8 protein-coding genes and 2 pseudogenes are annotated in these 12,739 nt (G+C 60.2%); 1 reads left to right on the top strand and 9 read right to left on the bottom strand.

All coding sequences use genetic code 11. The annotated features are described in order from the left end of the window. Positions 1–60: 60 nt before the first annotated feature. Complete coding sequence (gene serB, locus LOY55_RS02440) at positions 61–1,275, bottom strand: phosphoserine phosphatase SerB (RefSeq protein WP_046028383.1); 1,215 nt, start codon at positions 1,273–1,275, stop codon at positions 61–63. 135 nt (positions 1,276–1,410) lie between these two features. Between serB and LOY55_RS02435 the strand changes: the two genes are divergently transcribed. After that, on the top strand, positions 1,411–2,946 hold the full coding sequence (locus tag LOY55_RS02435) for an AhpA/YtjB family protein (protein WP_223525416.1): 1,536 nt from the start codon (positions 1,411–1,413) through the stop codon (positions 2,944–2,946). Between the two features lie 311 nt (positions 2,947–3,257). Here the strand turns inward: LOY55_RS02435 and LOY55_RS02430 are convergent, their stop codons facing one another. The 8 genes and pseudogenes from LOY55_RS02430 to cpdA form a co-directional block, all read right to left on the bottom strand. Then, positions 3,258–3,971: a membrane integrity-associated transporter subunit PqiC gene (locus LOY55_RS02430; RefSeq protein WP_046028381.1), complete on the bottom strand. Its 714-nt coding sequence runs from the start codon at positions 3,969–3,971 to the stop codon at positions 3,258–3,260. 176 nt (positions 3,972–4,147) lie between these two features. Next, positions 4,148–6,415: a DNA topoisomerase IV subunit A gene (parC, locus tag LOY55_RS02425; protein WP_258667581.1), complete on the bottom strand. Its 2,268-nt coding sequence runs from the start codon at positions 6,413–6,415 to the stop codon at positions 4,148–4,150. Between the two features lie 7 nt (positions 6,416–6,422). Further along, positions 6,423–6,948: pseudogene (locus LOY55_RS02420) on the bottom strand (TIGR02281 family clan AA aspartic protease). Further along, entirely contained in the window at positions 6,945–7,934 is a 990-nt protein-coding gene (locus tag LOY55_RS02415) for an esterase-like activity of phytase family protein (protein ID WP_223525417.1), read from the bottom strand. The pseudogene LOY55_RS02420 and the gene LOY55_RS02415 overlap by 4 nt, the downstream one beginning before the upstream one ends. Further along, positions 7,934–9,838, bottom strand: a complete 1,905-nt coding sequence (gene parE / locus LOY55_RS02410) for a DNA topoisomerase IV subunit B (protein ID WP_109785429.1) — start codon at positions 9,836–9,838, stop codon at positions 7,934–7,936. The genes LOY55_RS02415 and parE overlap by 1 nt, the downstream gene beginning before the upstream one ends. A gap of 41 nt (positions 9,839–9,879) precedes the next feature. Then, positions 9,880–10,488, bottom strand: coding sequence for a YqiA/YcfP family alpha/beta fold hydrolase (locus tag LOY55_RS02405; protein WP_046028375.1), 609 nt, complete (start codon positions 10,486–10,488; stop codon positions 9,880–9,882). 187 nt (positions 10,489–10,675) lie between these two features. Continuing rightward, positions 10,676–10,897: pseudogene (locus LOY55_RS02400) on the bottom strand (DUF6124 family protein); the annotation flags it as partial. A gap of 965 nt (positions 10,898–11,862) precedes the next feature. Next, complete coding sequence (cpdA, locus tag LOY55_RS02395) at positions 11,863–12,678, bottom strand: 3',5'-cyclic-AMP phosphodiesterase (RefSeq protein ID WP_223525418.1); 816 nt, start codon at positions 12,676–12,678, stop codon at positions 11,863–11,865. Between the last annotated feature and the right edge of the window lie 61 nt (positions 12,679–12,739).

The following is a 12,739-nucleotide window of genomic DNA, read 5'->3' as shown; positions in this document are numbered from 1 at the left end:
CGGCCTCTTCGCGGGCAAGTCGGATCGCCGCACCGCCGCTCCCACATTTATTTGCGCTGCCTAGAGCTGACCGTCGCGATCGCGAAAACCCAACAGGTACAGCACGCCATCCAGCCCCAGGGTGGAAATCGCCTGCTTCGCCGACTGTTTCACCAGTGGCTTGGCACGGAACGCTACGCCCAACCCGGCAATCGCCAGCATCGGCAGATCGTTGGCGCCATCGCCGACCGCAATGGTCTGCTCCAGACGCAAACCTTCCTTGTGCGCCAGCTCACGCAGCAAGTCGGCCTTGCGCTGTGCATCGACAATCGGCTCGACCGCGACACCGGTGACCTTGCCGTCAACCACTTCCAGTTCGTTGGCAAACACGTAATCGATCCCCAGCTTGGCCTGCAATTGCTTGGCGAAGTAGGTGAAGCCGCCCGACAGGATTGCCGTTTTGTAGCCTAGGCGCTTGAGTTCGGCAAACAGGGTTTCGGCGCCTTCGGTCAGACGCAGTGAGGCGCCGATCGAATCCAGCACGCTGACGTCCAGGCCTTGCAGCAATGCCAGACGCTCCTTGAAGCTGGCGCGAAAATCCAGTTCGCCGGCCATGGCCCGCTCAGTGATGGCTGAAACCTGTTCACCCACGCCAGCGGCCTTGGCCAGCTCGTCGATCACTTCGGCTTCGATCAGGGTCGAGTCCATGTCGAACACCGCCAAGCGACGGTTGCGCCGGAACAGCGAATCCTCCTGGAAGGCGATATCGACGTTCAGCTCCTGAGCAACGCTCAGGAACTCGGCACGCAGTGCCTGTGGATCAGCCGCTTCGCCGCGCACCGAAAACTCGATGCAGCCCTTGCCCTTGTCGGCCGGAGTGTCCAGCGGCATGCGCCCGGACAGGCGATCAATGTGATCGATGTTCAGGCCATATTTGGCCGTGATCGAACTCACGGCCTGCAACTGTTCGGCGGTCACTTTGCGGGTCAATAGCGTCACGATGTGGCGTTTCTTGCCCTGATTGCCGACCCACTGCTGGTAATCCTCTTCGGACACCGGCGTGAAACGGACCTGTTGATCGAGCTCGTACCCCTTGAACAGGATGTCCTTGAGCACCGACTTGCCTTGCTCGGTACCCGGAATTTCAACCAGGATGCCGAACGACAGAGTGTCGTGGATCACCGCCTGACCGATGTCGAGAATGTTCACACCACCCTGGGCCAGAACGCCGGTAATGGCAGCAGTCAGACCCGGACGGTCGACTCCCGTGATGTTTATCAGGACGATTTCGCGCAAGGCGCACCCCCGCAAGTGGAAAAAAACCGCATTCTACCCACTTTCAGTGACCATCGGGCACCGTGAGCGCTTTGACGGCCTAGGGCCTGTCGCTATACTGCGCGTCAACTTCACGGACAAAAGAGCCGAGCGCAAGTGAACCGGCCCACGCCAGTAAAAACCGATAACTTCTTTCTGCTGATCTTCCGTGCACTGCGCCACCGCCGTGTACCGATTGCATTGCGCATCGCCAGCCATAACGTGATCCTGGTCGCCTTGGCCCTGGTGATCTACGCCTGTGTGATGGGTTTGCAGTTCAAGCAGGCCATGCATGAGCAGGCCGATGCGCTGGGCGAAAGCCTGACCACGCAGACGGCCACGTCCGCCACGGAGCTGTTGGTGTCCAACGACATCCTCAGCCTCAACGTGCTGCTCAACAACCTGACCAAAAACAAGCTGGTGGCCCACGCGGCCATTTATAGCGTGGATAACCGCATCCTCGCCGAAGCCGGTCAGCGTCCCAAGCACAGCCTGCTGGGCGAAGCCGAGGGCATGTACCAGAGCAAGATCACCTTCCAGGACGTGACCGCCGGGCAACTGCGCATCAGCCTGGACATGGATCAGTTCCAGCAGCCGATGACCATCAGCCTGCAAAGCATGGGCATTTTGAGTGCGATCCTGCTGGCATTGTCCCTGGCCCTTAGCCTGCGTTTGGGTCGGCACATTTCCACACCACTGCTGCAATTGCGCGTGTGGCTGCGCAACATCGACGAATACACCCCGGCCACCGAGCGTCAGGATGAGATCGGCGATCTGGCCCGTCAGCTGCACGCCAATTTCGCTCCGGAGCCCGCCGAGCCGGAACCGCAGCCCGAGCCTGAAGACGACAGCGATTACGAAGACGCGGACGACAACGAGCCGACCTTCGAAGTACGCAACCTGCGTGATCCGAGTTTCGATGAAACCAAACCGGTAGCCAGCCTCAAACCGGCGCCACGACACATTGTCAGCACCGTTGAAGACGACGATGACGATGACGATGACGCGTTCGCAGACCTGCGTGATGAGTCGGTCGCCAGCGCGCCGAAGCCGGCAGCAAAACCGGTAATTTTCAATGTGCCGCAACACAGCGCCGTCCTGGCCGTGCAACTGGGCGCTCAGGATCAACTGCGTCGCCTGCCACGCACTCGTCTGGAAGAGCTGCTCAAACGCTATCGCGACTGTCTCGACCAGGCCGCTTCGCTCTATCAGAGCGAACTGCACACCCTGAACGATGGCAGCACGCTGATGCTGTTCCACACCGAAGACAGCGGCGATGACTACCTGACCAACGCGATCTGCTGCGGCGAGCTGCTGCGGGCGCTGGGCCATCAGTTGCAAATCGAGGTCGCGGACAGCGGCATTACCCTGCAATTGCAGCTCGGGCTGACGCTGGGCGAGGAATTGTTCGGAATGAGTCAGATCGACCTGCTGCTGACCGAATCCGCCCAGGATGCCCTGGCCCTGTCGCAACACAGCCGCAACCTGCTGCTGGTGGAGCGCAAGATCAGTGACGACGTGCTGATTCGTCAACGCGCGCGGATTCGTCCGATTGCCAGCCCCGAGGGTGCTTGCTGCGTGGAGCGACTGATGGAACCTTATCCATCGATGCTGGAGCGACAACTGGCGCGGATGCATGAGCGCCGGGCGTAAGCCTTAGCCTGTAACAATGAAGCCCGCAGATGAGTGATCATCTGCGGGTTTTTTGTGGGTGCCATGTAGCAGCTGCCGAGCCTGCGAGGTTGCGTTCGCCTCGACCCGCGCTCGGGCTTGGGCTTGGGCTTGGGCTTGGGCTTGGGCCCAACAGGCGTAAGGGCAATGGGCTTATTCAGTCAGACTGTACTCACAGGATTTGCGAGGACTTCGTCCTCGAACGCAGCCTCGCAGGCTCGACAGCTGCTACACGCTCATTCAGAAACAACAAAGCCCGCACAGGGCGGGCTTTGCTTTGGATCAATCCAGGCTTAGAACCTGAACACTTCCATATCGGTCCGGATTGGCGATGCCATCGGGATTTTCGGCTGTTTCTCTTGCTCGGCCGCTGGAGCCACAGGCTTGGCAGCCGGTTTTTTTGGTGCTTCAGCGATTGGCGGCTGATTGGCCAATGGTTTGAGCGCCACCGACAATTGCTCGGCCAGGCGCTGCAACAACACGCCTTGGGCCTGTACCTGCGCTGCCGTACCACCCGCGTGCTGCTCTTGCAGGTGAATGATGCGGTTATCGCGAACCTGACCACGACGGTCGATCAAACGCCATTGCGCATCCAGGATGGCCGGTTGCGACGCGCCCGAATCCAGGCGAGTAATCGTCAGCAGTACCTGGACATCTGGCGTGAAACCGGTTGTGGCGGGCGCCAGCACAACACGCTGACTGTCCAGATGACCGGCGACCTGACGCAGCAACAGCTGATCAATGTCAGAGGACAAGCTACCCGCCCAACGACCATCCGTCGACGCTTGCAGACTGCCATCGGGCTGACGCTGCAACAAGGTTTCACGTTGCAGGTAATCGGCGACCGTTACCGGGCCCAACAATACCGCCATACCCGCGCTTTGCGCAGGTGCAACCGGGCTTCCGCTGTCCAGTTGATACAGCGACACCGGCTGGTGAACGCTGCAACCCGCCAGGCCAAGAACGCCGGCGAGCATCAAAATAAAAGGAAGGCGCAGAGCAGTCATCGTCCCATCCAGGTGATTGCCACAAGGCTAACCACAGTGAAAATACTCAATAAATATGAAGAACGCTCGACCACGCCGGCGCTTGAAAGGCCATATCATCCGTGAATATGCGTTCCGACTCCAGCGCCAAAGCGTCGATCTACGCGTTAAATCGTAGATCGAGGCCTCTAGGACGCTTAATTGAGGTTTTCGACGAGCAGCGCATCTACCCTCTGAAAGCCCCGTGGCAACTTGTTACCACGACGCCCACGCTCACCTTTGTAGTGTTCGAGGTCGTCCGCTTTCAGTGACAAGGTACGTTTTCCAGCCTGCAGCACCAAAGTGGCACCCTCCGGCAGAACGGCGATGTCCGTCACATATTCTTCGCGATTGGCCACACGCTCACCGGTGATCCCGATGATCTTGTTGCCTTTGCCCTTCCCTAATTGTGGCAGGTCGCTGATCTTGAAGATCAGCAGGCGACCTTCGGTCGTCACCGAAGCCAGCCAGTTGTTCTCGCGATCGGCCACCGGGCGCGGAAGAATGACCTTCGAGTTGCTCGGCAGGCTCAAGAGTGCCTTGCCGGCCTTGTTCTTGGCCTGGAAGTCTTCACCTTTGACCACGAAGCCATAACCGGCGTCGGAGGCAATCACGTACAGCGAATCATCTTCCGGCATCAGCACGCATTCGAAGCTTGCGCCTGGCGGTGGCGTCAGACGACCGGTCAGCGGTTCGCCCTGGCCGCGAGCCGACGGCAGGGTGTGCGCCGCCACTGAATAACTGCGCCCGGTGGAGTCGATAAACACCGCAAACTGGTTGGAGCGACCGGCCGCCAGCGCCTTGAACCCGTCCCCGGCCTTGTAGGAAAGCCCCGTGGCGTCGATTTCGTGCCCCTTGGCCGAGCGAACCCAGCCTTTTTCCGACAGCACGACGGTCACTTTCTCGTTCGGCAGCAGATCGTGCTCGGTCAGGGCCTTGGCCTCGGTCCGCTCGATGATCGGTGAACGACGGTCGTCGCCATAGGTTTCGGCGTCCTTGATCAGCTCGGTGCGCACCAGCTTTTTCAGCTTGGTTTCGCTGCCCAGCAGGGCTTGCAGCTTGGCTTGCTCCTTGAGCAACTCATCCTGCTCGTCACGCAGCTTCATCTCTTCCAGTCGTGCCAACTGACGCAAACGGGTGTCGAGGATGTAGTCGGCCTGGATTTCGCTCAGGGCGAAACGCGCGATCAGGGCGGCTTTTGGATGCTCCTCGGTCCGGATAATGTGAATCACTTCATCCAGGTTGAGGTAGGCAATCAACAAACCGTCCAACAGGTGCAGGCGACGTTCGACCTTGTCGAGGCGGAATTGCAGGCGACGACGCACGGTCTGAACCCGGAACTCCAGCCACTCGACCAGCAGCGCGCGCAGGTTTTTCAGCTGCGGCTTGCCGTCCAGGCCGATGATGTTGATGTTGACCCGGTAGCTCGACTCCAGCTCGGTGCTGGCGAACAGGTGCTGCATCAGTGCGTCGTGGTCAAAGTTTTTGCGTGCGCCCGGAATGATCACGATCCGGCACGGGTTTTCGTGGTCGGATTCGTCGCGCAGGTCAGCGATCTGCGGCGCCTTGGACGGCTTGGCCTGCATCATCGCGGCGATCTGTTCCAGCACCTTGGCACCGGAGACCTGATGCGGCAGCGCGGTCACGATGATGTCGCCATCTTCGATGTGGTACACGGCGCGCATACGCACCGAGCCCTTGCCGGTTTCGTACATTTTCAGCAGGTCGGCGCGCGGGGTGATGATTTCCGCTTCGGTCGGGTAATCCGGGCCCTGGATGTGTTCACAGAGCTGTTCGACCGTGGCTTTGGGCTCATCGAGCAAACGCACGCAGGCTGTCGCGACTTCGCGCAGATTATGCGGCGGCACGTCAGTGGCCATGCCCACGGCGATGCCGGTGGTGCCATTGAGCAGGATGTTCGGCAAACGTGCTGGCAACACCAGCGGCTCGTCGAGGGTGCCGTCGAAGTTCGGGCCCCAGTCCGCAGTGCCCTGGCCCAGTTCGCTGAGCAGCACTTCGGAGTAACGGGACAGGCGCGCCTCGGTGTAACGCATGGCCGCGAACGACTTGGGATCATCCGGCGCACCCCAGTTACCCTGACCGTCGACCAGCGTGTAGCGGTAGCTGAACGGCTGGGCCATCAGGACCATGGCTTCGTAGCAGGCCGAGTCGCCGTGCGGGTGGAACTTGCCGAGCACGTCACCGACGGTACGCGCCGATTTCTTGTGTTTGGAATCGGCGTCCAGCCCCAACTCGCTCATCGCGTAGATGATGCGCCGCTGTACCGGTTTCAGGCCGTCGCCGATATGCGGCAAGGCACGGTCCATGATCACGTACATGGAATAATTGAGGTAGGCATTTTCGGTGAAGTCAGCCAGTGACCGGCGTTCTACACCGTCCAGGCTGAGATCAAGGGAGTCGCTCATGCGGGCCTCATCGGTTCGTTGTCTGGCGCAGCAACATGGTGCCACCGCGCTGGGTAAATTCAAGTTTGTTCAGTGCACTCATGCCGAGCAGCACCTGTTTGCCTTCCAGTCCTGGCGCGACCAGCGCGCGAACATCACGCAGCACAATATCGCCCAGTTGCAGCCGGTCGATGCGGGTGCGGTAGCCCTCGCTCAGACCATTGGCCGTGCTCAGGGTCACCCCGAAGCCTTGTTCCAGTTTCAGCCCTTCGGCCACGCTGGCCGGAATCGACACATCCGTCGCCCCGGTATCGAGCATGAAATCCACCGGGTGGCCGTTGATTGCGCCGCTGGCCACAAAATGCCCTTGGCTATTGCTGACCAGCTTTACTTCGATAAAACCTTCACCCTGTTCCGAGCTGACCACCACATTGGGGTTTTGCTGGCGCTCCTCCCATTGCCCGAAAAAACCGTGTCGCCAGAAACAGCGCGGCACACCAGGCCAGCACCAACATGACCCGGCCGGCGCGTTTGCCCGGTGTTTGCTGGCTCACGGCTTGGCGCTCCAACCACCTTCAGGCGCGGCGAAGCGCCAGACCACCGGGCGACTTTCGCCATCGGCGCGAGCACCGTTGTTGTTGTCGACACCGATCCAGACACCGTCAGCGTCCACGACCAACGCTTCTTCCAGCCCATAGTTCTGTGGATAACGACGGTTGGCCTGCAGCAGTTCTGCCGCATACGACCAGCAACGCTCGACTTTCACCGTTTGCAGATCGCGGCGGCAAATCTGGTACGCGTTGCGCTCAAGGGTGAACAGTTTGCCGTTGAACAACGATATATCGGAAAAATCCCGAGATACCGGTTTGGCATTGGGAAATTGCGGCGGCTGCATTTCCATGCCCGCCTCGCTCAGCAGCACACAGCCACCGTCGCAGTCCCATACCGTTTGTTTGCGCTTGATCGTCAACAATCCGCGGCTTTGGCGCTCGGCAGCGAACCACATCTGTTCACCCGCCGGATTGATCGCCAAACCCTCGAACAGTGCATTGAATTGCAACAGCATGCCACTGGCCCGCGCTTCGCGAACCAGCATCGGCGAAATGTTCAGCCAGGTCGCCGGCCCCGTGAGCGGCACTTGCAGGACGGCCGCATGGCTTTCGCTGACAATGTAGCGATTGCCGGCGCCGTCACAGGTAATGGCTTCGAAATCCAGGTCGCCGCCACGTACGAAAGACGCCGCCCAGGCCCGCGAACGCAAGCCCCAGGGCAAACCGCTGTCCGGCACCGGCGGCACACCGATGCGCACGGTTTCAGCCTGCCAGACCGTGTCGCGGGTATCGAGACGGTAGATTTGATCGTCGTCGCGATCGGAAACTGTCCACAGGTCTTTGCCGCACTGAGCCAGCCCCGACAGGTTGCCGCCGGGCATGCCGTCAATCGGATGCTCGGCGACCACGCGCAACTCTGGTGCCGGTTCGGCAGAAGCCAAAACCGGGGTCAGCAGTAACGCACACGCCAGGGCAAAGCCAAGCCGCATCAACCAAGAACCTCGGCCAGGTTGCCCTTGGATTCGAGCCAGGACTTGCGGTCACCGGCGCGTTTCTTCGCCAGCAGCATGTCCATCATTTCCGAGGTCGCCTCGAAGTCTTCCAGCGTCAGTTGCACCAGGCGCCGAGTGTTCGGGTCCATGGTGGTTTCGCGCAACTGCGGCGGGTTCATTTCACCCAGGCCTTTGAATCGGGTGACCTGCGGCTTGCCGCGTTTCTTCTCGGCGACCAGACGATCAAGAATGCCATCGCGCTCGGCTTCGTCCAGGGCGTAGTAAATCTCTTTGCCCAAGTCGATACGGTACAGCGGCGGCATGGCGACGTAGACATGGCCGGCATCGACCAGCGGGCGGAAATGCTGGACGAACAAGGCACACAGCAACGTGGCGATGTGCAGACCGTCGGAGTCGGCGTCGGCGAGAATGCAGATTTTGCCGTAACGCAGCTGGCTAATGTCTGCGGCGCCCGGATCGACGCCAATGGCCACGGCGATGTTGTGCACTTCCTGGCTGGCCAGCACTTCGCTGCCGTCGACTTCCCAGGTGTTCAGAATCTTGCCGCGCAACGGCAGGATCGCCTGAAACTCTTTGTCCCGTGCTTGCTTGGCAGAACCGCCGGCGGAGTCACCTTCCACCAGGAACAGCTCGGAACGCATCGGGTCCTGCCCAGCGCAATCGGCCAGTTTTCCCGGCAGCGCCGGCCCTGCGGTGATGCGCTTGCGTTCGACCTTCTTGCTCGCCTTGAGACGACGGCCGGCGTTGTTGATCGCCAGTTCGGCCAGCAGCATGCCGGTTTCCGGGTTGGCGTTGAGCCACAGGCTGAAGGCGTCCTTGACCACACCGGAAACGAACGCCGCCGCTTCACGGGACGACAGGCGTTCTTTGGTCTGGCCGGAAAATTGCGGTTCCTGCATTTTCATCGACAGAACGAAGGCGATGCGCTCCCACACGTCTTCCGGCGCCAGCTTCACGCCGCGCGGCAGCAGGCTGCGGAATTCGCAGAACTCACGCATCGCATCGAGCAAGCCCTGACGCAAACCGTTGACGTGGGTGCCGCCCTGGGCCGTCGGAATCAGGTTGACGTAGCTTTCCTGAACCGCGTCGCCACCTTCCGGCAGCCACAACAGCGCCCAGTCGACCGCTTCTTTATTACCGGCCAGGCTGCCGCAGAACGGTTCGTCCGGCAGGCGTTCGAATTCGCTGACGGCGTCTACCAGGTAGGAGCGCAGGCCATCTTCGTAATGCCATTCGACTTTTTCACCGGTGGCTTTGTCTTCAAAACTGACCAGCAACCCCGGGCACAGAACAGCCTTGGCCTTGAGCACGTGCTTGAGGCGGCTGATGGAGAATTTCGGCGAATCGAAGTATTTCGGGTCCGGTGCGAAGAACACGCTGGTCCCGGTGTTGCGTTTACCGACCGTGCCGATCACTTCCAGCTCGGTTTTCTTGTAACCATCGGCGAACGTCATCTGGTATTCGTTGCCGTCACGCTTCACGCGTACCCGGACTTCGGTCGACAAGGCGTTGACCACCGAAATACCCACCCCGTGCAGACCGCCGGAGAACTGGTAGTTCTTGTTGGAAAACTTGCCGCCCGCGTGCAGCTTGGTGAGGATCAGCTCGACCCCGGAAACACCCTCTTCAGGGTGAATGTCCACCGGCATGCCACGGCCGTCGTCACTGACTTCCAGGGAATGATCGGCGTGCAGGATGACTTGCACCGAGCTCGCATGCCCGGCCAAGGCTTCGTCGACGCTGTTGTCGATGACTTCCTGGGCGAGGTGGTTCGGCCGACTGGTGTCGGTGTACATGCCGGGGCGTTTGCGCACCGGGTCGAGGCCCGAGAGGACTTCGATGGCGTCTGCGTTATAAGAGCTAGCGCTGGGAGTGGCCATGGGGTCTCGTCGTCAAATGTTCGTGAAATAGAGGCGACGGTTCACAGTGCTGTGAAATCGATCGCCTGATACAAATCTGCGCCGATACCGGCAAAACTCAACATTGCCGGCAGTTGTGCGGCAAAGCCCTGGAAACTATGGTCGCCGCCGGCCTGAATGCGCAAGGCACAGGCTCGGTAATACTGTTGGGCCAGGCGATAGTCCAGCGTTTCGTCGCCGGTCTGCAACCACACCTGATACCGCTGCGGGTCTTGGGGCGCCGGCACTTCCAGCTCGGCCAGGGCCGTCACGTGGTCGTGGGTCATTTCCCAAGTCTCATCGGTATACAGGTTTTTCTGCGTTCCCAGGAACCCGTCGAACATCCGGTGCGGACTGACGGCAGGGTTGATCAGCAAAGCCTTGAGGCCATGGCGCTCGGCCAAGTGAGTGGCATAGTAGCCGCCGAGTGAGCTGCCGACCAGCAGTGGCCGCCCCAGCTCTTCAATCGCCTGCTCCAGCTGACCGATGGCTTCGCGTGGGTGGTGGTGCAAGGCCGGGACACGCAGTTGATCGCTCAAGCCCAGCCGGTCCATCACTTGCATCAACTGCGTAGCCTTTTTTGAGGCCGGCGCGCTGTTGAAACCGTGGATATAAAGGATCGAACCGGACATTTGAGCTCCCTGTGCGTCGGGTAAAGAGGCGCAGTTTACAGGGAGATGGGGGGATGGGGGATATCCTCGGATTCGAGGTGTTTGTACTGACGCCTTCGCGAGCAAGCCCACTTCCACATTGGATTGGTGTCGTAGACAAATCCCCTGCGGGATCCTGCTCGCGAAGAACGATGACTCGGTCCAACAGTTACGTCGGATCGACGTTATCCAGCGCCCGATTCACCGCCAGTTCGGCCAGCATGACCAACTGCTGAATTGCCATCGCCGTATGCCGGTCAGGCCCAAGCAGACGCGCCGCAAAATCGCCGGCCATCACACTCGCCGAAGCCAGTGATTCACAGGAATGGGCCAAAAGACTTTCTGTGTCCATGTCGGGGACGATCATGTACATCGTGCTGGGTTTGCGGGTGGGGGATTGGGAGTTGGTTTGAACATAGCAGTACTCCAGAGGAAGAGTGGAGCCACTTACAAATTACCGCGAAGCCATTTGGGTGGCAGCTGTACGCAGGTTCGCGGACCGATCCTCTGGCAACTCGGCATACCCGAAGGTATCCCGCGCACAGCCGCCATGACACGAAACGACAGACAGCCAAAAGCGCTGTCGTTAGGCGGGGGCGAATATGCCTGAGAAACGGGCCGCGAAGCCCGATCGCTGAATATGCCAGCGACAGGCAAAAGGCTAGAGATGCCACGTCCGACGGGCACCTGAAAACTTCGTGGGAAGGTTCTGAAATTTTTGCTGACCATTAAACAGCGCCGCCAGTGAGCCCGCCTTCGCGAACAGGCTCGCTCCTACAGGGAATGATGTACATCGGCTAGAAATTGGTCGGCTGTCAGGCCGCCATCGCTGGCAAGCCAAGCTCCCACAGGGGATTGGTGTACATCAGCAAGATATCGGTCGGCTGTCAGGCCGCCATCGCTGGCAAGCCCGGCTCCTACAGAGAATGGGTACATCTGCAAATGACTGGTCGGCTGTCAAGCCGCCATCGCTGGCAAGCCATGCTCCTACAGGAATGAGTACACCGGCCGCTTCTCACCACTCATCAGGCCGAGCGTTAGCTCGCCTACAGCTCTTGATCTTGATCCACCCGCCCCTTCGGGAGGCTGAGTGGAGGTGTTCATCCGGGGAGTGGCGCGCAGCGCCGTTCGACGCAGTCGAACACGCTGCATGTAGGTCGAAGCGAAGCCGACCGGAGGGCAGTGTCCCCGGATGGATACCGGAGCGAAGGAACGCCGAGCCCTAGCGAGGGGCCGGACGCTCGGGGCGAGCCTTTTTTTGCTTACTTTTTTTTGGCGTTTGAAAAAAAAGTGAGTCGCCGTAAGGGCGAAACCATAAGCCGCCGTTACCGCAGCAACGGATATGCACCCAAAAACTCAGTAGCCGTTGGAGCCGTAATCAACCTGAAAATCAAACCCGGTGACTCGTTCGACACCGGTTTCGATCCGCCCATCGGGCAACAACCGCAACCAGCGATACCCCGGCGCCTGCTCCCCGACCTTGAAATCATCGCTCCCCGGCTCGAACTGAATGCAGGTCGAAGGCGAGGCGATCAGCCGAACACCGTTACGCAGTTGATCGATCTCTTGATGCACATGCCCCCACAAAACCGCCCGCACCTGCGGAAAACGATCGAGCACCGCAAACAACGCCTCAGGGTTGCGCAACCCGATCGGCTCCATCCAGGCACATCCGATCGACACCGGATGATGGTGGAAGCAGACCAGATGATGCCGATCCGGCGCCTCACTCAGTGATCGAACCAGCAACTGCAACTGCTCATCCTGCAAATACCCCGGCACTGAACCCGGCACGGCGGAATCCAGCAGCGTGACCCGCCAACTGGCGACGTCCACCACCGGCTCCAGCAATGCGCTCTGCACTGCGGCCTCGGCCATGATCATCGGTTCATCGTGATTGCCGGGAATCCAGCGCGCCGGGGCGTCGAGTTGCCGTGTCAGGTCGCGAAATAGCTGATAAGACTCCAGCGTTCCGTCCTGGGAGAGATCGCCACTGGCAATGATCAAGTCGATATGCGACTGCTGAAGCTGCACCAATTCGATCACTTTTTGCAGGCTGTCCCGGGTGTTCATGCCCAGCAATGTCCCGTCCGCTTCGGCGAACAAATGGCTGTCGGAGAGTTGCACCAGCAACGCCGGATCGGCGGTGGTCAATGTGGATACGCTCGGCAAGGCGTTCTCCCAGGGCTGAATCACGGGGGTGGATAGGTGCCGCAATTATGCTGGGGGACGC

Origin of the sequence: Pseudomonas sp. B21-040, assembly GCF_024748695.1 — a bacterium.
Lineage (GTDB): Bacteria > Pseudomonadota > Gammaproteobacteria > Pseudomonadales > Pseudomonadaceae > Aquipseudomonas.
Note: the sequence above shows the minus strand (reverse complement) of the source record. Positions and strands in the feature narration are given on the sequence as shown.

What these genes read in the sequence shown, in the direction of transcription:
- parC (WP_258667581.1), bottom strand. Translation starts at nt 6,415, where the DNA reads ATGAGCGACTCCCTTGATCTCAGCCTGGACGGTGTAGAACGCCGGTCA.
- LOY55_RS02415 (WP_223525417.1), bottom strand. Translation starts at nt 7,934, where the DNA reads ATGCGGCTTGGCTTTGCCCTGGCGTGTGCGTTACTGCTGACCCCGGTT.
- parE (WP_109785429.1), bottom strand. Translation starts at nt 9,838, where the DNA reads ATGGCCACTCCCAGCGCTAGCTCTTATAACGCAGACGCCATCGAAGTC.
- LOY55_RS02430 (WP_046028381.1), bottom strand. Translation starts at nt 3,971, where the DNA reads ATGACTGCTCTGCGCCTTCCTTTTATTTTGATGCTCGCCGGCGTTCTT.
- LOY55_RS02405 (WP_046028375.1), bottom strand. Translation starts at nt 10,488, where the DNA reads ATGTCCGGTTCGATCCTTTATATCCACGGTTTCAACAGCGCGCCGGCC.